This is a genomic window from Faecalibacterium sp. i25-0019-C1, assembly GCF_042854225.1.
Taxonomy (GTDB): Bacteria; Bacillota; Clostridia; order Oscillospirales; family Ruminococcaceae; genus Faecalibacterium; species Faecalibacterium taiwanense.
In genome coordinates this window covers 1,438,542-1,465,112 of sequence record NZ_AP031428.1, presented here as the reverse complement: position 1 = coordinate 1,465,112, position 26,571 = coordinate 1,438,542, and the positions used below count along the sequence as shown (strand labels likewise).

The following is a 26,571-nucleotide window of genomic DNA, read 5'->3' as shown; positions in this document are numbered from 1 at the left end:
GGAGGACTCGATGTTTGATCCAAAACTGAAAGAAGCACTGGGACGAGTACAGAAGCCTGGTCGTTATACCGGCGGAGAACCCGGCAGTGTATATAAGGACAAAGAAAAAGTGGATGTCCGCTTTGCGTTCTGCTTTCCGGACACCTATGAGGTAGGTATGTCCTTCCTCGGCGAAAAGATCCTGTATGAGCTGCTCAACAGCCACGAAAACTGGTGGTGCGAGCGTGCTTTTATGCCGTGGCTGGATATGAAGGCCGAGATGGAGCGTCTTGGTCTGCCGCTCTACACCATGGAGAGCAAGGACCCGCTCACCGCTTTTGATGCAGTGGGCTTCACCCTGCAGTACGAGCTTTCCTATACCAATATTCTGGCCATGCTGGATCTGGCGGGCATCCCGTTCTATTCCAAGGATCGCGATGAAAGCTGGCCGCTGATCGTGGCGGGTGGCCCCTGCGCCTGCAACGCGGAACCCATTGCGGACTTTTTTGATGTGGTCCAGCTGGGTGAGGGCGAAAACCAGCTGCCCGGCATCTGCGCCGAGATCGAAAAGGCCAAGAAGGAGGGCGGCGTTTCCAAAAAGGAACTGCTGCTGCGCATTGCAAAGATCCCCGGCATCTATATCCCGGCGTTCTACGATGTGGAGTATTACGAAGATGGCCGGGTCAAGGCCATCACCCCCAATGAGCCGGGCATCCCGGCGCGCATCACCAAGGCGATCATCAAGGACCTGAACGAGTTTGCCCCGCCTACGAATTTCGTGGTGCCCATGGTGGGTGCCATTCAGGACCGCGCCAGCATTGAGGTGCTGCGCGGCTGTGTGCGTGGCTGCCGTTTCTGTCAGGCGGGCTTTCTGTACCGTCCCATGCGCCAGCGTGACGCGGGCCTTCTGAACAGGGCGGCGCAGGAGCTGTGCGCCAACACCGGCTATGAAGAACTGAGCCTTTCCAGCCTGTCCACCTCTGACCACGGCCAGCTGGAAGAGCTGCTGGACGATTTGAACGAGTGGGCACCCAAGGAGCATGTCAGTCTGTCGCTGCCTTCGCTGCGCGTGGACAACTTCTCCCAGAGCCTCATTGAAAAGACCACCAAGGTGCGCAAGAGCGGCCTGACCTTCGCCGCCGAAGCCGGCACCCAGCGCCTGCGCAACGTCATCAACAAGAATGTCACATGGGATGAGATCGAAAAGACCTGCACCATTGCATTCAACGCGGGCTACACCTCGGTCAAGCTCTACTTCATGATGGGCCTGCCCACTGAGACCATGGAGGACATTGAGGGCATCGCAGAGACGGCGCAGAAGGTGGTAGACCTCTATTATTCGCTGCCCAAGCGCGGCAAGGGCAAGGGTGTACAGGTGACCATCAGCTGTGCCTGCTTTGTGCCTAAGCCCCATACGCCGTTTGAGTTCGTGCCCATGGACACTGAAGAAATGCTGCGCGCCAAGCAGAAGCACCTGCTGGAAAGTGTGCGCAGCCGCAAGATCAAGGTCAACTATCACGACAGCACCACCAGCTTTCTGGAGGGCGTGTTCGCCAAGAGCGACCGCCGTCTGGCACCGGTCATTGTGGAAGCCTACAAGCGCGGCTGCTACTTTGACGGCTGGGAGGAGTGCTTCAAGTACGATACTTGGCTGCAGACCTTTGCTGATCTGGGCATCGACCCGGCATTTTACTGCCAGCGCCCCATCGGTCTGGACGAGGTAACGCCATGGTCCCACATGGATTACGGCGTCACCCACGAATATCTGGTGCGGGAGTACAAAAAGGCCCTTGCCGCCCAGACCACCCAGCCCTGCAACCGTGCCTGCCACGGCTGCGGTGCAAATCACCTGTTAGGAGGTCCCTGCTTTGATTACAGTAAGAATCTCGTTTGAGAAAAAGAATGAGGCCTCCTACATCTCCCTGCTGGACCTGCAGCGGGTGATGCAGCGGGTGCTCAAGCGCAGCGGCCTGCCGGTGTGGCATACGCTGGGCTTCAATCCCCACATCTACATGACCTTTGCCTGCCCGCTTTCGCTGGGGCAGGAGAGCGAGTGCGAGTGCGTGGACGTCAAGACCGAAGCGGAAGCTCCGGATTTTGAGCAGTGGAAAGCGGCCCTCAATGCCATCATGCCCGCAGGCATCGTGATCACGCACGTTGGCCCGGTGCAGATGAAGGCGGACCTCATTGCCTATGCATGCTATCGCATCACCTACCCGGCGGCAGCGGCTGCGGCGCTGGATCAGTACAACGCGCTGGAAAGCGCCCCGGTGGAAAAGCACGGCAAAAAGGGCAACAAGATCATTGAGCTGAAGGATCACATCCCGCAGGTGGAGTACACCACGGAGGGGGACAGCCTGCACATGGATCTGTGCATGCCGGCCGCACAGGAACTGAACCTGAACCCCTCGCTGCTCACCGGCTTTCTGGAAGAAAAATTCGGCCTGCCTGCCGTCAGCGCCAACATCCTGCGCAAAAAGTTTTTGACGGCAGATAAGCAGCTGTTTGTCTGATCGGAGCGTGAAAGACCGTCTGTTGGGCAAAACAGAAAATTTTTGCATTTATTTTGGTCAGAACGCTTGCATTTACGCAGGTTTTGTGATATCCTATTTAGGCGTTAGTGTCCGCTGAGACCACAGCGGGGTTAATGACAATATCATTAAACGGGCGGTCCTCTGACGGCAAAGTGCCGTGTATGAACGTCTAAAAACAAATGGAGGATTCAAAAATGGACGCACTGAAGATTATTTCTGAAGGCAGCATCAAGGCTGAAAAGCCCCAGTTCAACGTTGGCGATACCGTCCGCGTTGATGTTCGTATCAAGGAAGGCGACCGTGAGCGCATTCAGGCCTTTGAGGGCACTGTGATCGCAAAGAAGCACGGTGGCGTTGCTGAGACCTTCACCGTTCGCCGCGTTGCTTACGGTGTTGGCATCGAGCGTGTCTTCCCCATCAACAGCCCCTTCGTTGAGAAGGTCACCGTTGTCCGCAAGGGCAAGGTCCGCCGCGCAAAGCTGTTCTACCTGCGTGGTCGTACGGGCAAGGCTGCCAAGGTCAAGAGCGATATTTGATCATCCCCGATTTGAAACGGGAGAAAAGGGACAACCTTGTTGTCCCTTTTTTCTTTATCAAAATTTCGGAAAAAATGCGGCTTTTTGCAGGCACCGTTCTTGCGAAGAGCCTGTCGGCTGCGGTATAATCGGGTCAGCAGTGTAAAACCAGAAGGTGAGGTGTACCGGATATGGAAAAACAGGAACAGGCAAAGCCCGTGCGTGGGCAGAACCTGCTGGAATGGTACGAGGCATTGATCTCGGCAGCGCTGGTGCTGGTGCTGATCTTTTCGTTTTTCTTCCGCATCATTCAGGTGGACGGCAGCTCCATGGTGCCCACACTGGTGAACGGTGATAAGCTCATCGTGTGGGGAGCAGGCTATACACCGCAGCGTGGTGACGTGGTCATTGTGGACAGTTATACCTCCTACGGTAAACCGCTGGTCAAGCGTGTCATCGCCAAAGGTGGCGATACGGTCTCCATCGATTATGCGACCGGCACCGTGGCGGTGAACGGCGAGGTCTTGCAGGAGGACTACATTGCAGAGCCTACCTATCTTGGCTATGATGTAACTTTCCCGTATACGGTGCCGGAGGGCACGGTGTTTGTGATGGGTGATAACCGCAACCAATCACTGGACAGCCGTTCCACCTATGTGGGCTGCATTGACGAACGGGACATTCTGGGCAGGGTGCTTTTGTGCTTTATGCCCTTTACAGATTTTGGGGTGGTAAAATGAACGAAATGGATACCCGCTTTGCAAACCAGTACAATATTCAGTGGTTCCCGGGCCACATGACCAAGACTCTGCGCATGATGGAGCAGGAGATCCAGCACGTGGATGCCAGCCTTGTGCTGCTGGATGCCCGCATCCCGCTTTCCAGCCTGAACCCGGAGATCGAGCGCATCACGGCCCGCAAGCCGAAACTATACGCGCTGAACAAGGCCGATCTGGCAGACCCGGCTGTAACGGAAGAATGGATCAAGTATTTCCGTGCGGCAGATGCCGGCTGTGTGGCCATCAGCGCCAAGCAGAAGGGCGGTGCCAATGCGGTAAAGGCTGCCATTGAAAAAGAACTGGCGGGCCTGCTGGAACGCCGCCAGAACCGCGGCATGGGCGGTGCCAAAACACAGGTGATGCTGTGCGGCATCCCCAATGTGGGCAAATCCACCTTCATCAACACCTTTGCAGGCTCTGCCCGCGCCAAGGCGGCAGACCGCCCGGGTGTAACCAAGGGCAAACAGTGGGTCAGCACCGACAAATTTGATCTGCTGGATATGCCCGGTGTACTGTGGAAGAAGTTTGACTCCAAGACCATTGCGTCCAATCTGGCCTTTATCGGCTCCATCAAGGATGATATTCTGGATGTGGAAGAGCTGGCCATGAACCTGCTGGACGAGGTGCGCCGCAACTACCCCGACCTTGTGGCCCAGCGCTACAAGCTGGATGCCGAAACGCTGGCCCTGCCGCCCTACGAGCTGATGGAAGCCATCGGTCGCAAGCGCGGTCTGCTGGTGCGCGGCGGCGAGGTGAACACCGAGCGCTGCGCCATTATGCTGGTGGACGAGTTCCGCGCCTGCAAGTGGGGCCGCATCTCGCTGGAGCGTCCGCCGCAGCGGGATGATCTGGCTGATTTTGCCGAGGAGGATGACGAATGAAGCGCCGTTCCGACGAGGAGATCTCGGCTCCGCTGTATGAGTACGATGCCGCTGTACGCAGTCAGTATGGCTGCTTTGCAGGCGTGGACGAAGCCGGACGCGGCCCTCTGTGCGGCCCGGTGTGCGTAGCGGCCTGTATTCTGGACCCGGAGAATCCGGTCTTTGGCATCAACGACTCCAAAAAGCTTACCGAGAAAAAGCGGGAAGCTCTGTTTGATGAGATCATTGAAAAGGCGTTGGCCTACAAAATTGTTTTTGTGGGGCCGGAGATCATCGACCGGGACAACATCCTCAACGCCACCATGGGCGGCATGAAGCAGGCCGTGGAAGAGCTGGACATCGTGCCGAACCTTGTTCTCGTGGATGGAAACCGCACCCCGGCAGGGCTGCTGGTCCCGGCACAGCCGGTGGTCAAGGGCGATGCCACCAGTGCCAGCATCGGCGCAGCATCCGTCCTTGCCAAGGTCAGCCGTGACCGCTATATGCTGGAACTGGACAGACAGTATCCGCAGTATCAGCTGGCAAAGCACAAGGGCTACCCGACCAAGCTCCACTATGAGCTGATCGCCCAGTACGGCATCCAGCCGTTCTACCGCCGCAGCTTCCTCAAAAAGCAGGGCTACTGGCCGGAGAACGGAAAGTGAACCGCGCCGAGACAGGGCGCAGGGGAGAAGCAGCTGCGGCCCGCTGGTATCAGAAGCAGGGCTGCAGGCTGCTGGCACACAACTTCCACACCCGGATGGGGGAGCTGGATGTTGTGGTGCAGGAGCCGGATGGGACCATTGTCATCTGTGAGGTCAAGACCCGTGCGGAAGGCTCTCTGGCCAGCCCGGCAGAAGCGGTGGACCGGCCCAAACAGCGCCGCCTGATCCGTGCAGCACAGTGTTATCTGCAGCAGAACGGCCTGAGCGATGCGCCGGTGCGATTTGACGTGGCAGAAGTGTTCCCTCTTGACAGCGGGCGCTGGATGGTACATATTATAAGGGGCGCTTTTCTCACGTAAAGCAACGGCCCCGGTGGGAAAATGTACAGGCAGAGGGCTTCTCTGCCACAGCAGAAGAGCGTGCTTTGCACGTTCTACGGCGAAAAAGGAGCGACAACAATGCAGTTTTTTAGTACCAGAGACCAAAACCGCAAAGTGACTTCCTCGGAAGCAATCGCACAGGGCCTGTCCAACGAGGGCGGTCTGTTTGTACCGGAAAGCTTTCCGCAGGTGGATGTGAAGGCACTGTGCGAGCTGGACTACCCGGCCATGGCAGCTGCCGTCATCAAAGAATATCTGACCGACTACTCGCAGGATTTCCTGACCGAAGCTGCCCACAAGACCTACGGAGAGGCCTTTGGCGGCAAGGCAGGCTATCTTGCCCCGGTGGAAGGGGACACCTATGCCTTAGAGCTGTGGCATGGCCCTACCTGTGCATTCAAGGATTATGCTCTGCAGCTGATGCCGAAGCTTCTGGTGGAAGCCAAAAAGAATCTGGGCCGCACGGAAAAGACCCTGATCCTTGTGGCGACCAGCGGCGATACCGGCAAGGCAGCTCTGGACGGCTACCATGATATCCCGGGCGTGGAGATCGCAGTGTTCTATCCCACGGGCGGCACCAGCGAGATCCAGCGCCTGCAGATGGCAACGCAGGAGGGTGCCAACGTGGCAGTGTACGCTGTGCACGGCAACTTTGATGATGCACAGACCGGCGTGAAGAAGGTCTTTGGTGACACTGCCATTGCAGCAGAGCTTGCCAAGCGGAACATCCGCCTGTCCAGCGCCAACTCCATCAACTGGGGCCGTCTGGTGCCGCAGATCGTCTATTACTTTGCCGCCTATGCCCAGCTGCTCAAGGCGGGCAGGATCACCTTCGGCGATGAAGTGGACTTCTGCGTACCCACCGGCAACTTCGGCGACATTCTGGCAGGCTACTATGCAAAGCGCATGGGCCTGCCCGTGGGCAAGCTGGTCTGCGCTTCCAATGAGAACAACGTGCTGACCGATTTCCTCACCACCGGCACCTACGCCGCAAAGCGGGAGTTCTTCAAGACCACCTCGCCCAGCATGGACATTCTGGTGTCCTCGAACCTCGAGCGCCTTCTGTACCATGTCACCGGCAGCGATGCCGAGGTGGCGGGCCTGATGAAGAGCCTTGCCGAGACCGGCAGCTATACTGTGCGTCCGGAGACGCTGGCTGCCATTCAGGAGAACTTCTCCTGCGGCTGGAGCAGTGAGGAAGAAGTGGCAGGGGAGATCCGTGTCCGCTATGAGAAGGACAATTACCTGTGTGATACCCACACCGCCGTTGCGTTCCATGTGGCAGCGCAGAAAAAGCGCGAGGGCGTGCCCATGGTGGTGCTGTCCACCGCGTCTCCCTTCAAGTTCCCGCGCAGTGTGCTGGAAGCACTGGGCCGCACCGCCCCGGAAAATGATTTTGAAGCAATGCAGCAGCTGGAAGCAGCTACCGCGCATACCGCACCGGCAAGCCTTGCCGCGCTGCGCCAGAAGCCGGAGCGCTTTAACACCGTGATCGATCCTGCGCAGATCGCCGAGGTGGCGCTGGGCTATCAGGAATAACACATCCTGCTGCATTTAGAACAGGAGAAAAAACATGGCACTTTTTGTGCTTGGCGATACCCACCTTTCTCTGGGCGCTTCCAAGCCGATGGATATTTTTCCCGGCTGGAATGATTATGTGGAGCGCCTTGAGAAAAACTGGCGCAAGCTCATCAAACCAGAGGATACCATTGTATTGGCGGGCGATATCAGCTGGGCCATGCGCCTGACCGATACCCGTAAGGATTTTGAATTTCTGCAGAGCCTGCCCGGGCAGAAGATCATCATGAAGGGCAACCACGATTACTGGTGGTCTACCGTGAACAAGATGAATGCCTACCTCAAAGCAGAAGGCTTTGATACCCTGCACATTCTGCATAACAACTCCTACAGTGTAGAGGGGTATGCACTGTGCGGTACCCGCGGCTGGCTGTTTGATGCAGGCGAGGCCCACGACGAAAAGGTGATGAACCGCGAGATCGGACGGCTGCGCATGAGTCTGGATGCCGCCGAACCCGGGCTGGAAAAGCTGGTGTTCCTGCACTATCCGCCGGTGTATACCGGCACCAGTGCGCCGGAGATCGTGGCCACCTTAAAGGAATACAGCATCAGGACCTGCTACTATGGCCATCTGCACGGCAATGCCATCCGCTATGCGGTGCAGGGCGATGTGGATGGCATCCACTACAAGCTGGTCAGTGCCGATGGGCTGCGTTTTTGCCCGTACCGCATCAATTGAACCGTTAAAACCAATAAAAATTAACAATTTGGGCTGGCAATTGTGTCAGGAGCGTGCTATAATAGTTTTTGACGCGATTGTTGCACCCAATTGAGCGCGCGCGTCCCCGCATATTGCAAAAGCAAGTTCATCCAGGACGCAGTGCGCGGTTGCAAAGGGCAAAAAACTTCCTGCCCTGCGCAATAGAATTTTTGAGTGGAGGAAAAACAAATGAATTTCATCAAGTGTGAAAAGCTCGAGAAGAGCATGGCAGAACTGCAGTTCTCCATCGACGCAGAGGCTTTCAAGAAGGCTGTTGCCGATGTTTTCAAGAAGGAAGGCAAGAAGTACGCTGTTCCCGGCTTCCGTAAGGGCAAGGCTCCCCGCGCTCTGATCGAGAAGATGTACGGCGCTGATGTCTTTACCTATGATGCCATCAATGAGCTGTTCCCCGAGGCTTTCGAGGCTGCTGTCAAGGAAGCTGGCGTTGAGCCGGTCGGCCGTCCGGAGGTCACTGTTGACTCTGCTGATGAGACCAACGGTGTCACCCTGACCGTCAAGGTCGCTGTCAAGCCTGAAGTCAAGATTGGCAGCTACAATGGTCTGACGGTTGAAAAGACTGTCCATACTGTTTCTGACGAGGCTGTTGAAGCTGAGCTGAAGCGTGTGCAGGAGCGCAATGCCCGTGAGCTGACCCGTGAGGGCGCTGCTGAGAACGGCGACATCGCTGATATCGACTTCGAGGGCTTCGTCGATGGCGTGGCTTTCGAGGGCGGCAAGGCTGAGCACTACAGCCTGACTCTGGGCAGCGGCAGCTTCATCCCCGGCTTTGAGGATCAGATCGTTGGCCACTCCGCTGGCGAAGAGTTCGACGTGAACGTTACCTTCCCCACCGAGTATCAGGCTGCCGAACTGGCTGGCAAGGCTGCTGTGTTCAAGATCAAGCTGCACGAAGTGAAGTACAAGGAGCTGCCTGCTCTGGATGACGAGCTGGCTAAGGATTGCTCTGAGTACGACACTCTGGACGAGTTCAAGGCTTCCATCCGCAAGAACAATCAGGAGCAGCTGGACAAGCAGGACGATCTGGCTGTTGAGAACGCTCTGGTGGATCAGGTCATCGAGAGCATGGAGGGTGAGATCCCCCAGGCAATGTATGATGCCCGCATGGACGAGATGGTCAACGACTTCGCATTCCGCGTGGAGCAGCAGGGCCTGCGCCTCGAGGACTACCTGAAGTATATGGGCCAGACTATGGAGCAGTTCCGCGCTTCCTTCATGCCGCAGGCTGAGAAGCAGGTCAAGATCCGTCTGGCTCTGGAGGCTGTTGCTGCTGCTGAGAACATCGAGGCTTCCGAGGAGGAAGTTTCCGCTGAGATCAAGCGCATCGCTGACCAGTACAAGATGGAAGAGGACAAGGTTCGTGAGCTGGTCAATGTTGACGACCTGAAGAAGGATCTGGCCATCAACAAGGCCATCGACTTCATCAAGAGCCACGCAAACATCGTGGAGAAGGCTGCTGAGGAAGAGAAGGCTGCAGACGCTGAGTAATCAGCTCCTGTGTTCCTTTGAAGCGGGCAGTATGCTGCACGGTTTCAATCAAAGGTTGTAAAAATTGACCGATACGGCAGAACCGGCAGGGAAACCGTATCGGTCAATTTTGCAAATACTATATTCCATTTCAGGAGGCGAACTTTATGAGTTTTGTTCCTTACGTTGTGGAACAGTCGTCCCATGGCGAGCGTTCCTATGATATTTTCTCCCGTCTTTTGAACGATCGCATCATCGTTCTGAGCGAGGATGTCAACGATACCTCCGCCAGCCTTGTTGTGGCACAGCTGCTGTATCTGGAAGGGCAGGACCCGGACAAGGACATCAGCCTGTATATCAACAGCCCCGGCGGCTCCATCAGCGCCGGCATGGCTATCCACGATACCATGCAGTATATCAAGTGCGATGTTTCCACCATCTGCATGGGCATGGCAGCTTCCATGGGTGCCTTCCTGCTGGCAAGCGGCACCAAGGGGAAGCGTTTTGCACTGCCCAACTCGGAAATTCTGATCCATCAGCCGCTGATCGGCGGGCAGGGTGGCGGCCTTTCCGGCCAGACCACCGATATCAAGATCCATGCCGAGCACATGGTGTATATCCGCGATAAGATGAACCACATGCTCAGCGAGTACACCGGCCAGCCGCTGGAAAAGATCCAGCTGGATACCGAGCGCGACAACTATATGTCCGCACTGCAGGCAAAGGAATACGGCCTGATCGATGAGGTCATTGCCCACCGCTGAGCCGCCGACATTTAATTTACCCAGGATAAGGAAAAACAGCTATGGCAAATAACAATTCCGGCAGAGACAAAAACGAAAAGGATCTGGTCTGCAGCTTCTGCGGAAAGCATCAGGACGAAGTGGAGCGTATGATCATCGGCCCCGGTGTCAATATCTGCAGCGAATGCATCGGCCTGTGCCACGACCTGCTTTCCGACAAGCCGGATCAGCCCAAAAGCGCCCGACCGGCCCGCGGTGCAAACCGTGCACACATCCAGCCTGCGGACAATCTGGATATCAACATCCTGACCCCGGCCGAGATCAAGGAAGGTCTGGATCAGTATGTGATCGGTCAGGACGAGGCAAAGCGTGTGCTGGCCGTCTCGGTCTACAACCACTACAAGCGCATCCTCAGCGGCAAGGGCAGCGATGTGGAGCTGCAGAAGTCCAACGTGCTGCTGCTGGGTCCTTCCGGCGTGGGCAAGACCCTGCTGGCACAGACTCTGGCAAAAATGCTGGGCGTTCCCTTCGCCATTGCCGATGCCACCACCCTGACCGAAGCCGGTTATGTGGGCGAGGATGTGGAGAACATTCTGCTCAAGTTGATCCAAGCAGCGGATTTTGATGTGCAGAAGGCACAGATCGGTATTATCTATATCGACGAGATCGACAAGATCACCCGCAAGAGTGAGAACCCCTCCATCACCCGCGATGTGGGCGGTGAGGGCGTGCAGCAGGCTCTGCTGAAGATTTTGGAGGGCACTGTGAGCAATGTTCCTCCGCAGGGCGGCCGCAAGCACCCGCAGCAGGAGTTCATCCAGATCGACACCACCAACATCCTGTTCATCTGCGGCGGTGCATTTGATGGCTTGGATAAGTATATCCTGCGCCGCACCGATAAGTCCGCACTGGGCTTTGGCAGCAGCCTGAAGGATAATTCCAGCGAAGCGGAGAAGGCTCTGCTGCGCAAGGTGGAGCCCCACGATCTGGTCAAGTTCGGCCTGATCCCGGAACTGATCGGCCGTCTGCCGGTCATTACCGTGCTGGACGATCTGGACGAGGACGCTCTGGTTCGCGTGCTCAAGGAGCCGCGCAACAGCCTTGTGAAGCAGTATAAGGAACTTCTGAGCATGGATAATGTGGAACTGAACTTCACGGATGAAGCACTCCACGCCATTGCCCGCAAGACGATCGAGCGCAAGACCGGTGCCCGCGGCCTGCGCAGCGTGATGGAAAGCATTCTGCTGCCCATCATGTACGAGGTGCCCACCGATGCTACCATCATCCGCGTAACTGTGGATGAAGATACCGTGGAAGGCGGCGAAGCACATCTGGAATACGGCGCGGTGCGCAAGCGCTATAAAAATCAGGCCGCTCTGAGCTGACGCTTTTAGCGTACAGCAGGGGAGCAAAGACCCGGCATTCAAGCTCTGTTTCAAAAGCTTTTTGCTTTTGGCAGGGCTTTTTGCTTTATTATTCTTGTTTCCGAGGGCAAAATGTACTATAATATTAAGGTCTGGAATGGCATGGGGAACGCTCCCTGGCAGGAATGCTCCGCAAAATGCCGCTCTGGCGCTATGGGTAACAGGAAGTACGATAAAGGAGTGTGTTTTCAATGGCAAATTATCTTGCAATGAATCGTGATGAACTCACTGCCGAAAAGGCAGCGCTTGGGGCAAAGTACAAAGAATTTCAGGCCAAGGGCCTCAAGCTGAATATGGCCCGCGGCAAGCCCGGCCCTCACCAGATGGATCTGGCTATGGACCTGCTGAAGATGAATGACTATACCACCGATGCTGGCACGGATGCCCGCAACTATGGCGAGCTGGAAGGCCTGCAGGAGGCCCGCGTGCTGTTTGCGGATGTCTTTGGCGTAAAGCCGGAGGAAGTGTTCGTGGGCGGCAACTCCAGCCTGCAGCTGATGTATAACCTCGTCAATATCGGCTATGTGTTCGGTTTCCCGGAGTCTCCGTGCCCCTGGTCTCAGGTGGAGAAGCGCAAGTTCCTCTGCCCGGTGCCCGGCTATGACCGTCACTTTGCTATTACCGAGGAGTTTGGCTTTGAGCTGATCAGCGTGCCTATGACCCCCAATGGCCCGGATATGGACATTGTGGAAAAGCTGGTGGCCGAGGATCCTGACATCAAGGGCATCTGGTGTGTGCCGCAGTATTCCAACCCCGATGGCTACACCTACAGCGATGAGACCATCGAGCGTTTTGCCAAGATGAAGACCGCTGCGCCTGATTTCAAGATCTTCTGGGATGAAGCCTATATCGTCCATCACCTGACCGATGAGATCATCGAGACTCCGGTGCTGCTGAACGAGAGCAAAAAGTACGGCAACGAAAACCGTGTGTTCATGTTCACTTCCACCAGCAAGATCACCTTCCCGGGCGCAGGTGTCTCTGCCATTGCCTGCAGCGAGAGCAGCATGAAGTATATCTGCAAGCGCTTCTCGGTCATGATCATCAGCTACGACAAGATGAACCAGCTGCGCCACGTCCGCTTCCTGAAGAACAAGGAAGGTGTGCTGGCCCACATGGCAAAGCACCGTCGTCGTCTGGTGCCCTGCTTTGATGCCGTCAAGACCGCATTCAAGAACAACCTCATCCCCTGCGGGGATATTGCCCACTGGACGGACCCCAAGGGCGGCTACTTCATCAGCCTGTATGTGATGCCCGGCTGTGCAAAGCGCGTGGCGGGTCTGTGCAAGGATGCGGGCCTGACCCTGACCGGTGCCGGTTCTGCATATCCCTATCACAAGGACCCCGAGGATTCTCACCTGCGCATTGCGCCCACCTATCCCAGTCTGGACGAGGTGGAAACCGCTTCCGAACTGCTGTGCATCTGTGTGCGTCTGGCTGTGGCAGAAAAACTGCTGGCTGACAAGGCAGACTAACATTTTTTGATTTTATCTCCTCTGTGCGGCCCGTCTGGGCCGTCAGGGGAGTTTTGTCGCAAGAAAGCCGGCACGACGGCCCCCTTGCGGAAATGATAAGGCCCGCCGGAGCAGGCGGTCCGCACTAGAATACGGGCGGCAGCTGCAAGAACTGCTGCTTTTGGAGGTTCCCTGAATTTTATGAAAACAAAAGGAAAAGCATGGCATCTGATCGCCACAGTGCTGTTGATCGTGGTATTTGTGTATACTGCGTTCTTCGGTGTGTATGCCAAGTACGGCGATACGACCACGACCTATATCAAAGGTGCAAAGGATATCCGCTTCGGTGTGGATATTAAGGGCGGTGTCAACGTCACCTTTGTGCCGTCGGATGGCTACGATGCTACCGAAGAACAGCTGGAAGCAGCCCAGCTCGTCATTGAGAACCGTCTCGTGGCGCTGAACGTGACCGACTATGAGCTGTATGTGGACAACAATTCCGACAGCCTGATCCTGGAATTCCCGTGGCAGTCCGGTGAGACAGATTTTGACCCGGAAGCTGCGATCGATGAGATCGGCACCACCGCCTATCTGACCTTCCGCGAGGGAAGCAGTGCGGACGGTGAGCTGATCCTGGACGGCTCCATGATCGAGAGCGCCGCAGCTCAGTATGGCCCCGTCAGTAATGGCGGTGCTTCGGAATATTTCGTCTCCTTGAAGTTCACCGATGACGGTGCCAAGGCATTTGGCGATGCTACCACAAAGCTGGCTGCATCGGGCGGCACCATCAGCATCTGGCTGGACGATGAAAACGTGAGCACGGCCACGGTCAACACCGCTATTACCGATGGCTCTGCCATCATTACAAGCTCGGCTTCCAATCCTTTCACGCAGGAGCAGGTCGTCAAGATGGCCCGCCAGATCAACTCCGGCGCACTGCCCTTTGCACTGACGGTGGACAGCTATTCCACCGTCAGCCCCAGTCTGGGCGAGAACAGCCTGAGCGCCATGGTTCTGGCCGGCCTGATCGCCTTTGCACTGATCGTGGTGTTCATGACGATGCTGTACCGTCTGCCGGGCTTCCTTGCATGTATTGCACTGGCTGGTCAGGTGGCAGCAACGCTGGCGTTCGTTTCCGGCTACTTCCCGGTGTTTGAAAGCTTTACCATGACCCTGCCCGGCATCGCAGGCATCATCCTTGCCATCGGCATGGGCGTGGATGCCAATGTTATCACGGCAGAACGCATCAAGGAAGAGCTGAAAAACGGCAAGTCTCTGGATGGCGCGCTCAAGAGCGGTTTTGCCCGCGGCCTGACCCCCATCGTTGACGGCAACGTGACCATCGTCATCGTGGCCATCGTGCTGATGGGTGCCTTTGGCCCCTCGGACGGCATGTTTGCAAAGGCACTCCACTTTGTGTTCTTTGCCTTTGGCCCCTCCACCGCAGGCACTATTTATGCCTTCGGTTACACGCTGCTCACCGGCGTGCTGCTGAACTTTGTGTTTGGCGTGTTTGCTACCCGTGTGATGATCCGCGGTGCGGCATCCATCAAGGCACTGCGCAATCCTTGGCTTTACGGCGCTGAAAAGCCCGGCAAGGAAAAAACCGAGAAGAAGCCCATCGACTTTGTGGGCCTGCGCAAGCGCTTCCTGACGATCTCCTCCTGCCTGATGGCAGCCATCGTGCTGTGCGCAGTGGTTTTGGGTGTCCATCTGGATACCGAGTTCACCGGCGGTGCCATGATCACCCTGAGCTACGAGGGCAGCTTTACCATGTCGGATGTGCAGAAGGTTGCATCCTCTGCATTGGAGAATAACGGCCTGACCCTGCAGACCGGCGAGAATGTTGCTACCGGTGGCCAGACCCTGAAAATCTCGATGCCCGGTACCGAAACAGTGACTACCGAGCAGGTGGCCAAGCTGCTGGACAGCCTGAACGAAAGCTGCCCGGACAACAATTTTGAACAGCTGTCGCTAAGCAACGTCAGCGCTGCCATGGGCACCAAGTTCCTGCAGAAGAGTCTGGTTGCCGTGGTGTTTGCACTGGTGCTGATCCTGCTGTACATCGCCCTGCGCTTCAAGAACATCGGCGGCCTGACCGGCGGCATGATGGCAGTGCTGGCGCTTGTGAACGACCTGATGGTGGTGTTTGGCACCTTTGTGCTGCTGCGCACCGCGCTGGACGGCAACTTCATTGCAGCCATGCTTACCATCCTTGGCTACTCCATCAACGATACCGTTGTGGTCTACGACCGTATCCGCGAGAACCGCACCCTGATGGGTAAAAAGGCATCCTTTGAAGAGCTGGTGAACCACTCGGTGAACCAGTCCGCCCGCCGCACCCTGATCACCACCATTACCACGGTGATGGCGCTGGGCGTTATGTGCATCGTGGCAAAGCTGTATGGTCTGGACAGCATCTTTACCTTTGCGTTCCCGCTGATGATGGGCATGATCAGCGGCGTGTACACTTCGCTGTGCGTTTCCACCTCTGCGTGGGTGCTGTGGAGTGAGCGCAAGCCCAAGACCAAAGCCTAAAAACACAGCCCGGTCAGACCGGACAGGAGGAACAGAACATGAAGTGTCCCTATTGCGGAGCCGAGGAATCCAAAGTGATCGATTCCCGCCCCACCGAAGACAGTGAGCGCATCCGCCGCCGCCGCGAATGCCTGAGCTGCCATATGCGCTTTACGACCTATGAGGTCGTGGAGACTGTTCCGCTTGTGGTCATCAAAAAGGACAGCTCCCGTGAGCCGTTCGACCGGCAGAAGCTGCTCAACGCCATGGTGCGTGCCTGCGCCAAGCGGCCAGTCAGCTACGAATCGCTGGAGCGTGCGGTAAGCAGCATTGAGCAGACGCTGCTCAGCTCCTACGACCGTGAGATCCCCAGCGTGCGCATCGGTGAGCTGACCATGCAGGAACTGAAAAAGATCGACGAAGTGGCATATGTTCGCTTTGCATCGGTCTACCGTCAGTTTGCAGACGTGGAAAGTTTTTTCAATGAGCTGAAAAAGCTGATGGGCGACCGCAAGGAACCACAGAAATAATTCGCATCAGAACACCGGCTTTCGCCCAATGGGGCAGGGCCGGTGTTTTTGTTTATACCAGCCGGTGCGAGAGCCATTCCAGTGTTTCCACCTGTACCTGTGCGCGGCGCAGCTCACCAAAGGCTTCCTCTGGGGCACCCATTTCCAGGTGTCCGTCCGCCGCCCGCAGCGCAGCTTCCAGCTCGGTAAAATCTGCTGTGCGCAGCAGGTGGTTCATTTTGGTGCGCATTTGGTCGCACCGGTCGGCACCATCAGCAAGCGCCTGCCGGGCGGCAGGGTAGTCGGCATTGCGGATGGCTTCGGCGGCGGTGTCAAGGTCTGCCGAGATCACATCCGCAAAGCTCTGCACCTTCCAGCTGCTGTAAAAGGCCACGCTCAACAGTACGCCCACAATGGCGATACATGCATAGATCCGCTTCATCCGCTCACCTCAATGGGAGCCGCCGGCACGGCGGTTCTCTTTTTTTAGCAAAAAATAATCCTCGGTCTCGTTGCCGATCAGCAGCAAAATTTCTTCCGGCAGCAGGGTGTTGGCCTGCGCCGTGCGTTCCAGCCACGCGCGGTCCTTGCCGCACCAGCGCAGGTTGTCTTCCAGCACCTGTCCGTCCAACACAAAGGGAATGGTGGCGTTGGTATGGGTCACCTTCAGCTGCAGGTCAGCAAGACGGGCTGGCTCTTTTTCTGGCCGCAGTGCTGCCGAAAGGGTGCCGTTCGTCTCGATCACCGCGTAGGAGACCTCCCGTGGGTCAAAAATATTTTTACCGCGCAGCGCTTCCATCAGGTCAGCTGTGGTCAGCCGCAGCATCCGCAAGGCTTTCTGATCGATCTGCCCGTCCAAGATCACCGTTTTGGGTCTGCCGGAGAGAAAGTTGAAGAATTTCTGGCTGCGGAAGCTCAGCACGGAGCCCAGCAGTTCCAGCGCTGCAATGAGAAACAGCGGAATCAGGCTGGATGTGATGGGCACCTCTTCCGATTCAATGGAGATGGATGCCAGATTGGAAATGAGAATGGTGGACACCAGTTCTTCGGGCTGCAGTTCGCCCAGCTGGCGCTTGCCCATCAGCCGCATGGCAAACAGAACGCACAGATAAATGATGATAGTGCGGCAGATCAGAAGCTTCAAGTAACAAGACCTCCTGTCGTTTCTGGCGGAATGGATGCCGCTGCAGCCGGGCATACTGCTGTGCAAAGGAGTGGTTGGATGCGGCAGTTATCACAGAGCCTTGCGGCAAATCTTGCGGTGCTGGACAAAATGTTTGGCACCTCTGCGGATTATTATGCCAAGGAGATCACGATTTATCATTGCAGGGGAAGCATCCTGCTGTTTGACGGCATGGCAAGCCTGGATTCTTTGTGGGAGCTTTTACTGGATGCGGCCAGCCGTCAGGCACCGCCGCAGCAGGCAGGCCAGCGTTGCACCGGGCCGCAGGTATTTGAGCTGATCCTGCACGGCTCAGCCTTTCCGGCAGAAAGTGAGCCGGTAACAGATCTGGCTGATCTGATCAAACGAATGACGGCAGGCATGGCGGTCTTACTGCTGGACGGCTGCGCAAAGGGCATTGCCTTCTCGGTGCAGGGACTGAAGTTCCGCTCGGTAGACGAGCCTTCCGGTGAGGGCAATCTGCGCGGCTCCCGCGAAGGCTTTGCCGACCTGCTGCGGGTCAATCTGAGCCTGCTGCGGCGGCTCATCCGTACCGAACATCTGGTGCAGGAGGTGGCGCAGGCCGATACCGAAATGCAAACGGAATACGCCATCTGCTACTGCAAAAACAAGGCAGACTCCGCCATGGTGATCCGTGTGCGCAGAGCGCTTGCCGCTGCAAAGCCGGAGCTTTTGCTGGATTCCAGTTACTTTGTGCCGTGGCTGCTGCCGGGCAGGGCGCGGCTGTTCACGCCGGTAAGCTACACCGAGCGGCCTGCCGTGGCGGCGGCAAAGATCTGTGAGGGCAAGATCGTGGTGCTGGTCAACGGAAGTCCCTCTGCCATGGTGCTTCCGGCTCTTTTCTGCGAAAATTTTGAGTGCTTGGACGATTATGCATCCACCGCCGTGTTTTCCTCTTTTCTGCGCATCCTCAAATATGTTTCGTTCTACCTCACAGTATTTCTGCCGGGTGTGTTCGTCTGTCTGGCGGTCTACCTGCCGGAGCTGATCCCACCGCAGCTTCTGTACAAGATCGAAGCGGCGGAGAAGGCCACACCGCTGCCTCTGTTTGCGGAAATGCTGCTGGTCATACTCATTTTGGAGGTCATCCGGGAAGCAGGTCTGCGGATGCCGCAGTCGCTGGGGCATTCGGTCAGTCTGGTGTCCGCGTTGATCATCGGCGATGCTGCCATTGCCACCGGGCTTATGAGCACGCCGGTGATCTTTGTGGCAAGCATCACGGCCATCGCAGTGTTCGTCACGCCCTCTTTGTACGAGCCTGCTACGCTGCTGCGTCTGGGCGTGGTGCTGGCTGCAGGTCTTGCCGGGCCGGTGGGCCTTGCGGGGGCTTTTTTTGCAGTTCTGCTCAGTCTTTCCGGCACAGCCTGCCTGCAGGTGCCATATCTGGCGGAGCATCCGTTCCCGCAGCGGCCCATGGCAGAGGATGGCATCATCCGCCGCAACTACCGCCGTCTTTCAGCGCACGACTTTAATATCTGGCAGAAACGGGAGGGAAAATGATGCAAAAACAGAAAGGCTTTTCTGCTCCCGTGCTGGCACTGAGCGTGTGGACAGCTGCGCTGGCAGAAGAAATGCAGACCGGTATCTCTCCGCGTGGGATGATTATTCATGGAGCGGTTCAGGCTCTTTTGCTCACATGCATCAGTGGGGTGTTCTCTGCCTGCTGGCAGCGGGCAGCCATGCAGTGGGTCTGGCTGTTTTCCGCAGGAGCATGGTTTCTGGCAGAGTTGTTTGGAACCGTAATGCAGGCCCAGAACATCTGCCAGCAGGAGTTCCGCTCCATGGCGCTGATCGGCCTGCTGCCGCTTTTGCTCTGGGCAGGGTGGTGTATTCCGCCTTCCGGCTGGGATGCTCCGGCACGGGTGCTGTGGTGGTTCGTGCTGCTGGGTGGGCTGGTCTGTCTGACAGGGCTTGCCGGGCAGATGGACTGGGCGCACCTGCTGACGGCAGATGCTGTGCAACTGGCCCGCTGGCCGCGTGTTCCGCTGTATGCGGAGTATTTGTTCTGGCCGCTTCTTGCAGGTTATGAAGAGCCGCGCAGCATGTCCTGGCTGCCATGGCTCACCTTTCTGGCACAGGCGGGTCTTACTGCCGGGATGTGCCTCGTATTTGGCGCAGCGGATTACCCGGCACAGGAACTGCTGCGGGCATGGAGCGCAGATGTTTTCTCCCGCATGGATGCGCTGCTTTTGCTCATCTGGCTCACCTGCGCGATCTTCCGCATCGGCTTTCTCTGCGCGGCAGTGCGTACCGTGTGGCAGCGCGCGGTGCAGTGCGGGAAAGGAGCGGCAAAATGAAGCAGAAGAAACTGCGCTCTCTCAGTGCGATGCTTTTGATCGGGTGGTGCCTGATTTTTCTGCGCTGCGAGACCACCGAAAAAAGCATGGTTCGTGCGCTGTATCTTGCTCAGAAGGAACAGTCCATCACCGTAGGGCTGCTGTATCAGGCTCCGGAAGCCGCCGCCGATGCATCCGAGGCTTCTGGGGCTGTGCAGCTGCAGTTGGCGCAGGCGGACACGCTGGCAAAAGCGCTGGCGGCGGCTCAAAAGCAACTGCCGCAAAAGGCGGATTACCGCCTGTGCGATTATCTGCTGATCGATCAAAATGCATCGGCAGAGCTGCTTGCAGCGTATGAGCGTACGGTGCTGGAAAACAGGCAGGGCAGGGTATCGGCAAAAGTTTCTGTGCTGGAGATGGACGATGGATTTTTGGAGGAACTTCCAGCGGAAAAGCAGGAATTTCCGAACAAACTGCTTGAGTTGCTCAAGCAGTGCACAGACCAGATGCCGAGGCTTTACCAGTATCAGGACGGAATGCTTCTGCCGCAGCTGCGGGCAGAGAAACAGGAAGTGGCACTTGCAGATACAAGCATCCTCTGGCGAGTGGAAAACAGCATTGAGCTGGAGGCCCGGCAGGCGGAAACAGCGCGGCTTTTGCTGGAAATGGGAGGCGTGCATACTTTCTGGCTGGAAGGTGAGCCGGTAACGGTCCGCCGATGCAGCGTGTCTGTCACCCTGCGGGAAGAAACTGCCAGTCTGCGGCTGGACTGTCAGCGCAGCTATGATACGCCGCAGCCCAGCGCCGCACAGTGCAAACAGCTGGCAGAACTGTGCACGCAGACGGTGCAGTCTTTCTGGCAGCAGGGCATCGACCTTGTGCATCTGCAGCAGCGCAGTGCATTGCAGAACGGTGTGGGCAGAGAAAAGATCACAATAAAAAACGCCTGCCCGCAATTGCAGGCAGACGTGAGATTTTTACCGATGTGATTCAGTTGGCAGTGGGGAAGGTGACAGTAATGGTAGTGCCCACATCCACCTGACTTTCCAGCTTGATACGTGCGTTGTGGATGCGTGCGATATGCTTGACGATGGCAAGGCCCAGACCGGTACCGCCGGTAGCCTTGCTGCGGCTCTTATCCACACGATAGAAGCGCTCAAACACGCTGGACTGTGCTTCTTTCGGGATGCCGATGCCGTTATCGGCCACAGTCAGGGTGCAGTGTCCGTCGCGGCTGCAGGCTGTGGTGATCTGTACCTTACCGCCGGGACGATTATAACGGATCGCATTATCGCACAGGTTCTGGCATAGCTCGTCCAGCAGGGCACGGTTGCCGTGCACAAGAGCACTTTCGCCCAGACAGTTCAGTGAGATGTAAGCCCGGCGGGCATTCAGCTTCTGGCGCTCTACGCAGTCCTTGGCAACGGTAAGCAGATCCACTGTCTCCATCTCCGGCTCAGAACCGGCTTCGCTGGCGTTGTCCAGACTGGAAAGCTGCAGGATATCGTTCACCAGCTGGATCATACGGCTGGCCTCCACATGGATCTTCTGGGCAAAGCCCGGCACATCCTCAGGCTTTGCAATGCCGGTCTCGATCAGCTCCGCATAGCCGGAAATACTGGTCAGCGGGGTTTTCAGCTCATGGCTGACATTGGCAGTAAACTCCTGCCGCATCTTTTCATTGTTCTCACGGAGGATGCGGTCAGAGTGGATGCTTTCGGCAAAGGGGACAAGCTCCTTATAGGGAACATTGTCCTGAATATGATCCAGATCTTCGGTCATGCTCAGCACAGGGGAGACCAATGCACGGGTGAGCAGAGCTGCCAGCACAGCGGCGGCCAGCATGAGTGCAACGCAGCTCAGCACGATGGCAGGCAGGGTCGAATCATAAATAGACCAGACCGTTTCTGCATCCTGTGCCATGCGCAAAATCTCACCGTTGGGCAACAGTACGGCATAGTAATAGGTCTCGTAGCCCATGGTCTGGGAGTCGCGGATGTCCCGGCCCACACCTTCGGTCATGGCCTGACGGATCTCCGGGCGGGAGAGATGGTTCTCCATGGGCTGATCGGTAGCAGATTCAAATAGCACGCTGCCGTCCTGCGAGATCAGGGTGATGCGCAGATCATTGGTAACAAAGGACGAAAGCTGCTGCGGGTCCTGCACCAGATCATAACCGGCGCTTACCAGATCGGCTTCCCGCTCAAGGCTGGTCCATGCCTGAGCCGTGAATGCCTTGTGAAAAACAAAGATGCAAAGCGCCGCCGTGAACAGCAGACCAAGGAAGCCCATCAGGAACAGGCGGTAGCTGATCTTTTCTTCCATGCTGCGCAGCTTCATTCTTCACCGGCCTCCTCTTCATCGGTCAGCTTGTAACCCACCTTGCGCACAGTGCAGATGTATTTGCCGGCATCCCCCAGCTTTTTGCGCAGGGTGCGGATATGCATATCCACAGTGCGGCTCTCCACCGAAATGTCGGTGCCCCACACCACCTGCAGAATGGTCTCGCGTGTCACCACCAGATTGGCGTTCTCCAGCAGCAGGCGCAGCAGACTGTACTCCTTGTAGGTCAGCTCCACCGGCGTTCCGCTTACAGTCACGTTGTGACGGGCATTGTCCAGCAGGATCTCGTGAAAGCTGAGTACGTTGGGACGTGCTTCCGGAGCCGAGCGGCGCAAGGCGGCGCGCACCCGGCTCAAAAATTCCATGATGCCAAAAGGCTTTGAGATGTAATCATCTGCGCCGCAGTCCAGCCCGCGCACGGTGTCCAGCTCGCTGGACTTAGCCGTGACCATAATGATGGGCAGCCTGCGCAGGGAAGGGGTGTTGCGCAGCTTTTTCAGGATGGAAAAACCGTCCTCACCGGGCAGCATCACGTCTAAGATCACCAGTTCCGGCTCTGCAGCGTGCATGGCCTGCCAGAACGACTCAGAGCTTTCAAAGCTGGTCACTTCGTATCCGCTGGACTGCAGGGCATACTGTTCCAGCTCCCGGATGGCGGCATCGTCTTCAACAATATAGATCATTTGTCAAAATCCTCCGCAGATTGATTTTCAGGGAAGAGATAGCGTTCACGGTAACGGTCAAGACGGCGATGGAATTCCTCACTTTCCTTGGTGTCATTGCCGTGACGCAGCTCGTTGAGGTATGCGTGGGTATCAAAGCTGTCCTGTGCAACCTCAATCTGTGCAACGGCTACGTTGCTGCAGTGGTCGCACACACGCTCATAGTTGGTCAGCAGGTCGTCCAGCACAAAGCCATATTCAATGGAGCAGCTGCCGGCCTGCAGGCGGGCAATGTGGTGGGCCTTGATGGCACGTACCAGCTCGTTGACCACGGCTTCCAGCGGTTCCACCTTGCTGGCAAGATGCAGATCACCCTTGCGGAAAGCATCAGTGGTGCGGTTCAGAATATCCTGCACCGCATCCTCCAGCACCTGCAGCTCGTCGCGGGCATCCTGCGAGAACTGGATTTCTTTGGTGTGCATCTCTTCGGCGGATTCCATCAGGTTTACGGAATGGTCGCTGATGCGCTCAAAATCGCTGATGGTGTGCAGCAGGGTATTTACGCTCTGACTGTCGGCATGGTTCAGCTCACGGCTGGAAAGCTTGACGAGATAGGTACCGAGAGCGTCCTCGTAACGGTCTACCTGCGTCTCTTCCTCGCGGACTTTCTGCGCAAGTGTGTCGTTCCAATCATGAGTCAGGCTCATGGCCTGCATCACGCCCACACGGGCAAGCTCTGCCATTTCAGCAGTTGCAGAGCGTGCACGCTCCACAGCCACGGCAGGGGTGTTCAGCAGGCGGTCATCCAGCAGCGCAAAGCTTTCCTTTTCCGGCGAATCCGGAATGGTGAGGATGGCCAGCTTTTCCAGCAGGTTTGCAAAGGGCAGCAGCACCAGCGTTGCCACGATATTGAACACCGAGTGCACCACAGCGATGCCCCATGCCTCGATGGTGGTGTTCACAAAAGCAAAGTGGCAGACCGTATTCAGGCCGTAAAAGCCGACAAGGAAGATGGTCACACCGATGATGTTGAAGTACAGATGGACCATGGCAGCACGGCGTGCATTCTTGTTGGCACCCACAGAGGAGATCAACGCGGTAACGCAGGTGCCGATGTTCTGACCCATGATAATGGGAATGGCACTGCCGTAGGTGATCACGCCGGTGGCGCTCAATGCCTGCAGGATGCCGACGCTGGCGCTGGAGCTCTGGATGATGCCGGTAACAAGGGCACCCACCAGAACGCCCAGAAGGGGGTTGGAAAAGCGGGTGAACAGGCTGGTGAACCATGCCTCGTTCTGCAGGGGCAGGACGGCGTTAGACATGGTGGTCATGCCGGTCATCAGCACGGCAAAGCCGATGAGGATGGTGCCCACGCCTTTTTTCTTCTCACTCTTACACATATACAGCAAAATGCCGATAAATGCAAGCAAAGGACTGAAAGAAGTGGGTTTGAGCAGATTGATGAGGAGGCTGTCGCCCTGCAGGCCGGAAAGGCTCAGGATCCAGCTGGTAACAGTGGTGCCCACATTGCTGCCCATGATCACGCCGATGGCCTGATGCAACTCCATGATGCCGCTGTTGACAAAGCCGACCACCATGACCGTGGTAGCGCTGGAACTCTGGATCACAGCGGTGACGCACAGGCCAAGGAAAAAGCCTTTAAGGGGGTTGTCAGTCAGCTTGCTCAGGATCTTCTGCAGCTGGCCGCCGGCCTGCTTTTCCAGTGCTTTGCCCATGATGTCCATGCCGAACAGGAACAGGGCAAGACCTCCAAGCAGGGAAAAGACATTGAAGATGGTCATAAAGATTTCCTCACTTTTGTTTGACGTGTTTTTGATGTGTTTCTCCTGATTTTGAGTATACAGATGCAATGTAAAATCCAAAATCGAGGGAATGTAAAATCCGTGTAAAGGTAAGAAAAATGTAAAAAATCAGTACATGGCTGCGCTGCTGCGTGCATTCTTGCCGGGCTGCGAAAAAGCCGCCCGCACAATATTGTTTTTTACCGATCGTTCTATTATAATAATAAGAAGGAATCCTGTACGGTACCTGACAGCAGGCAGGGCTGTGCAGCAAAAGGGAGCACAGGAGGAACAAGAATGGGCACATTCAATGTCTCGCTCAAAACGCTGACCGACCGTGTCAGCATGGAAGTTGTCTATACGCCGAAGGAACTGGATCAGATCTGTGTGGAGATCGCCGAAGTGAACCGCCCGGGTCTGTTTCTGGCGGGCTATTATGATTATTTTGATAAGCTGCGTCTGCAGATCATGGGTCTGGCCGAGATGAACTTTCTGTCCGGCCTTTCACCGGAAAAACGCTACGAAGCGCTGGATCAGCTGTTCCGTCAGCAGCCGCCGGCTGTTATCGTCTGCCGCAGCGAAGAACTGACCCCCTTCCCGGAGATGCAGGAGCTGGCCCAGAAGCATGGTGTTGCACTGCTGCGCTCCAACGAGACCACCTGCACTCTGATGGGCAGCCTGATCAGTGTGCTGAATCTTGAACTGGCACCGCGTATCACCCGCCATGGTGTGCTGGTGGAAGTGTACGGCGAAGGCATCCTGATCCTGGGCGACAGCGGCATTGGCAAAAGCGAGCTTGCCATCGAGCTGGTCAAGCGCGGCCACCGCCTTGTGGCAGATGATGCGGTGGAGCTGCGCAAGGTGTCCAACCGCCAGATCATGGGTACTGCCCCGGAGAATATCCGCCACTTCATTGAGCTGCGCGGCATTGGCATCGTCAATGTGGCCCGTGTGTACGGCGTGGGCGCGGTCAAGCTGAGCGAAAGCCTTGACCTTGTGGTTCAGCTGGAAGCATGGGACCCCACTAAGAACTACCAGCGCACCGGTCTGGAAAACGAATACTACGACATTCTGGGCGTCAGTATTCCCAGCACCAGCATTCCGGTCTCACCGGGCCGCAATCTGGCTGTCGTGCTGGAAACTGCAGCCATCAACAACCGCCAGAAGAAGATGGGTTACAACGCAGCGCGTGAACTGCTGATCCGTCTGGGTCTGGACGATAAAATGGATTGATCCCACACCGCAAAAGGAGCAAGTTATCATGGAACGATTCAAGCAGAAACTGCAGGCAGCAGCGATCCCGTTCAGGGAGAATGAACCGCTTGCGGCGCACTGTACCTTTAAAATCGGAGGCCCGGCACAGCTGTTTGTCATGCCGGAAAACGAGCAGCAGCTCTGCAGTGCAGTTGCGCTTTGCAAAGAGCAGGCTGTCCGCTATTACCTGCTGGGCAACGGCAGCAACATCCTGTTTGCGGACGAAGGCTTTTCCGGCGTGGTGATCGATGTTTCGGCACTGGACGCAGAGATCGCGGTGGAAGATACAGTCCTGACCGCAGGCGCAGGTGTCCGCCTTGCGGCACTGTGTAAGGCGGCACTGAAGCATGGCCTGTCCGGGCTGGAATTTGCCTACGGCATCCCCGGCACGGTGGGCGGTGCAGTGTATATGAATGCGGGTGCCTACGGCGGCGAGATGAAGGACGTGCTCACCACAGTGCGGTATCTGGCGGCAGAAGGCGAGGTCAGAGAAGTGCCTGCCGCAGAGCTGGATCTCCGCTATCGCCACAGCATTTTTGAAGAGAACAGCGGCTGCATCCTCTCGGCACAGTTCCATCTGCAGCCCGGAAACGCAGCGGACATCCGTGCAAAAATGGATGAATTGATGGCCAAGCGTGTGGAAAAGCAGCCGCTGGATAAGCCCAGCGCCGGCAGCACCTTCAAGCGCCCGGCGGGTGCTTTTGCGGCTGCGCTGATCGACCAGTGCGGCCTGCGCGGCTATCGCCACGGCGGCGCAGCCGTCAGCGATAAGCACTGCGGCTTTGTGGTAAACCTTGGCGGCGCTACCTGTGCTGATGTGCTGGCACTTTGTGACGAGGTGCGCGCCATCGTAAAGGAAAAGACGGGCTACGACCTTGAAAAAGAGATCCGGGTCGTCCGATAACGGAAAAAGCAAAAAAGGAGCG

At 56.8% G+C, this 26,571-nt stretch carries 25 protein-coding genes; 20 read left to right on the top strand and 5 right to left on the bottom strand.

Translation table 11 applies throughout. The features are described 5' to 3' along the window. Nucleotides 1-10: 10 nt before the first annotated feature. From ACGHUK_RS07315 to nrdR, 15 genes are all read left to right on the top strand, one after another. Complete coding sequence (locus ACGHUK_RS07315) at nt 11-1,873, top strand: TIGR03960 family B12-binding radical SAM protein (RefSeq protein ID WP_390573877.1); 1,863 nt, start codon at nt 11-13, stop codon at nt 1,871-1,873. Then, nucleotides 1,848-2,492, top strand: coding sequence for a TIGR03936 family radical SAM-associated protein (locus ACGHUK_RS07310; protein ID WP_338428403.1), 645 nt, complete (start codon nt 1,848-1,850; stop codon nt 2,490-2,492). Before ACGHUK_RS07315 ends, ACGHUK_RS07310 begins: the two co-directional genes overlap by 26 nt. Before the next feature lie 215 nt (nt 2,493-2,707). Further along, on the top strand, nt 2,708-3,049 hold the full coding sequence (gene rplS / locus ACGHUK_RS07305) for a 50S ribosomal protein L19 (protein WP_022257134.1): 342 nt from the start codon (nt 2,708-2,710) through the stop codon (nt 3,047-3,049). A 170-nt stretch (nt 3,050-3,219) separates the two neighbouring features. Beyond that, on the top strand, nt 3,220-3,768 hold the full coding sequence (lepB, locus tag ACGHUK_RS07300; protein WP_097782138.1) for a signal peptidase I: 549 nt from the start codon (nt 3,220-3,222) through the stop codon (nt 3,766-3,768). Next, complete coding sequence (gene ylqF / locus ACGHUK_RS07295) at nt 3,765-4,688, top strand: ribosome biogenesis GTPase YlqF (protein WP_005941918.1); 924 nt, start codon at nt 3,765-3,767, stop codon at nt 4,686-4,688. Before lepB ends, ylqF begins: the two co-directional genes overlap by 4 nt. Beyond that, complete coding sequence (locus ACGHUK_RS07290) at nt 4,685-5,332, top strand: ribonuclease HII (RefSeq protein WP_097777741.1); 648 nt, start codon at nt 4,685-4,687, stop codon at nt 5,330-5,332. The genes ylqF and ACGHUK_RS07290 overlap by 4 nt, the downstream gene beginning before the upstream one ends. Beyond that, nucleotides 5,329-5,691 (top strand): YraN family protein, encoded by a 363-nt coding sequence (locus ACGHUK_RS07285; protein WP_120079326.1) that lies wholly within the window; start codon nt 5,329-5,331, stop codon nt 5,689-5,691. The genes ACGHUK_RS07290 and ACGHUK_RS07285 overlap by 4 nt, the downstream gene beginning before the upstream one ends. A 99-nt stretch (nt 5,692-5,790) precedes the next feature. Beyond that, on the top strand, nt 5,791-7,251 hold the full coding sequence (thrC, locus tag ACGHUK_RS07280) for a threonine synthase (RefSeq protein ID WP_390573875.1): 1,461 nt from the start codon (nt 5,791-5,793) through the stop codon (nt 7,249-7,251). A 34-nt stretch (nt 7,252-7,285) separates the two neighbouring features. Beyond that, nucleotides 7,286-7,969: a metallophosphoesterase gene (locus ACGHUK_RS07275; protein ID WP_005941928.1), complete on the top strand. Its 684-nt coding sequence runs from the start codon at nt 7,286-7,288 to the stop codon at nt 7,967-7,969. Between the two features lie 210 nt (nt 7,970-8,179). After that, nucleotides 8,180-9,496: a trigger factor gene (tig, locus tag ACGHUK_RS07270; protein ID WP_249235965.1), complete on the top strand. Its 1,317-nt coding sequence runs from the start codon at nt 8,180-8,182 to the stop codon at nt 9,494-9,496. A 146-nt stretch (nt 9,497-9,642) separates the two neighbouring features. Continuing rightward, nucleotides 9,643-10,239: an ATP-dependent Clp endopeptidase proteolytic subunit ClpP gene (gene clpP / locus ACGHUK_RS07265; RefSeq protein ID WP_294647389.1), complete on the top strand. Its 597-nt coding sequence runs from the start codon at nt 9,643-9,645 to the stop codon at nt 10,237-10,239. Nucleotides 10,240-10,280: 41 nt separating this feature from the next. Then, nucleotides 10,281-11,603, top strand: a complete 1,323-nt coding sequence (gene clpX / locus ACGHUK_RS07260; protein ID WP_005941937.1) for an ATP-dependent Clp protease ATP-binding subunit ClpX — start codon at nt 10,281-10,283, stop codon at nt 11,601-11,603. Between the two features lie 230 nt (nt 11,604-11,833). Continuing rightward, entirely contained in the window at nt 11,834-13,117 is a 1,284-nt protein-coding gene (locus ACGHUK_RS07255) for an aminotransferase (protein WP_390573873.1), read from the top strand. A gap of 180 nt (nt 13,118-13,297) precedes the next feature. After that, complete coding sequence (gene secF, locus ACGHUK_RS07250; RefSeq protein WP_298637918.1) at nt 13,298-15,634, top strand: protein translocase subunit SecF; 2,337 nt, start codon at nt 13,298-13,300, stop codon at nt 15,632-15,634. 38 nt (nt 15,635-15,672) lie between these two features. Further along, the gene (gene nrdR / locus ACGHUK_RS07245; RefSeq protein WP_044953681.1) at nt 15,673-16,143 is read left to right on the top strand and encodes a transcriptional regulator NrdR; all 471 of its coding nucleotides are present in this window, start codon (nt 15,673-15,675) and stop codon (nt 16,141-16,143) included. 52 nt (nt 16,144-16,195) lie between these two features. Here the strand turns inward: nrdR and ACGHUK_RS07240 are convergent, their stop codons facing one another. Further along, nucleotides 16,196-16,564 (bottom strand): DUF4363 family protein, encoded by a 369-nt coding sequence (locus ACGHUK_RS07240; RefSeq protein WP_291010797.1) that lies wholly within the window; start codon nt 16,562-16,564, stop codon nt 16,196-16,198. 9 nt (nt 16,565-16,573) lie between these two features. Then, the gene (locus ACGHUK_RS07235; RefSeq protein ID WP_101956489.1) at nt 16,574-17,266 is read right to left on the bottom strand and encodes a DUF421 domain-containing protein; all 693 of its coding nucleotides are present in this window, start codon (nt 17,264-17,266) and stop codon (nt 16,574-16,576) included. Nucleotides 17,267-17,344: 78 nt separating this feature from the next. On the opposite strand from ACGHUK_RS07235, the gene ACGHUK_RS07230 reads away from it, so the two are divergent. From ACGHUK_RS07230 to ACGHUK_RS07220, 3 genes are read left to right on the top strand one after another with little or no spacing between them, the layout of a single operon-like run. Further along, nucleotides 17,345-18,805 carry a spore germination protein gene (locus ACGHUK_RS07230; RefSeq protein WP_390573870.1) on the top strand — a complete coding sequence of 487 codons (1,461 nt, stop codon included), beginning with the start codon at nt 17,345-17,347 and terminating at the stop codon, nt 18,803-18,805. Next, nucleotides 18,802-19,602: a hypothetical protein gene (locus tag ACGHUK_RS07225; protein WP_390573868.1), complete on the top strand. Its 801-nt coding sequence runs from the start codon at nt 18,802-18,804 to the stop codon at nt 19,600-19,602. The genes ACGHUK_RS07230 and ACGHUK_RS07225 overlap by 4 nt, the downstream gene beginning before the upstream one ends. Continuing rightward, entirely contained in the window at nt 19,599-20,570 is a 972-nt protein-coding gene (locus tag ACGHUK_RS07220; RefSeq protein ID WP_390573866.1) for a hypothetical protein, read from the top strand. The genes ACGHUK_RS07225 and ACGHUK_RS07220 overlap by 4 nt, the downstream gene beginning before the upstream one ends. A gap of 1 nt (nt 20,571) precedes the next feature. On the opposite strand, the gene ACGHUK_RS07215 is transcribed toward ACGHUK_RS07220, so the two are convergent. The 3 genes from ACGHUK_RS07215 to ACGHUK_RS07205 are packed head-to-tail and all read right to left on the bottom strand — an operon-like array spanning nt 20,572 to nt 24,391. Continuing rightward, nucleotides 20,572-21,921 (bottom strand): ATP-binding protein, encoded by a 1,350-nt coding sequence (locus ACGHUK_RS07215; RefSeq protein WP_097775631.1) that lies wholly within the window; start codon nt 21,919-21,921, stop codon nt 20,572-20,574. Next, a complete protein-coding gene (locus ACGHUK_RS07210; protein WP_120079316.1) occupies nt 21,918-22,607 on the bottom strand; it encodes a response regulator transcription factor in 690 nt (229 codons plus the stop codon). The genes ACGHUK_RS07215 and ACGHUK_RS07210 overlap by 4 nt, the downstream gene beginning before the upstream one ends. Continuing rightward, nucleotides 22,604-24,391, bottom strand: a complete 1,788-nt coding sequence (locus tag ACGHUK_RS07205) for a Na/Pi cotransporter family protein (RefSeq protein ID WP_097775629.1) — start codon at nt 24,389-24,391, stop codon at nt 22,604-22,606. The genes ACGHUK_RS07210 and ACGHUK_RS07205 overlap by 4 nt, the downstream gene beginning before the upstream one ends. 297 nt (nt 24,392-24,688) lie before the next feature. Here ACGHUK_RS07205 and hprK point away from each other — a divergent pair, with 297 nt between their 5' ends. Beyond that, nucleotides 24,689-25,624, top strand: coding sequence for an HPr(Ser) kinase/phosphatase (hprK, locus tag ACGHUK_RS07200; protein WP_005941969.1), 936 nt, complete (start codon nt 24,689-24,691; stop codon nt 25,622-25,624). A 28-nt stretch (nt 25,625-25,652) separates the two neighbouring features. Next, nucleotides 25,653-26,549 carry a UDP-N-acetylmuramate dehydrogenase gene (gene murB / locus ACGHUK_RS07195; RefSeq protein ID WP_207698057.1) on the top strand — a complete coding sequence of 299 codons (897 nt, stop codon included), beginning with the start codon at nt 25,653-25,655 and terminating at the stop codon, nt 26,547-26,549. The last annotated feature ends 22 nt before the right edge of the window (nt 26,550-26,571 follow it).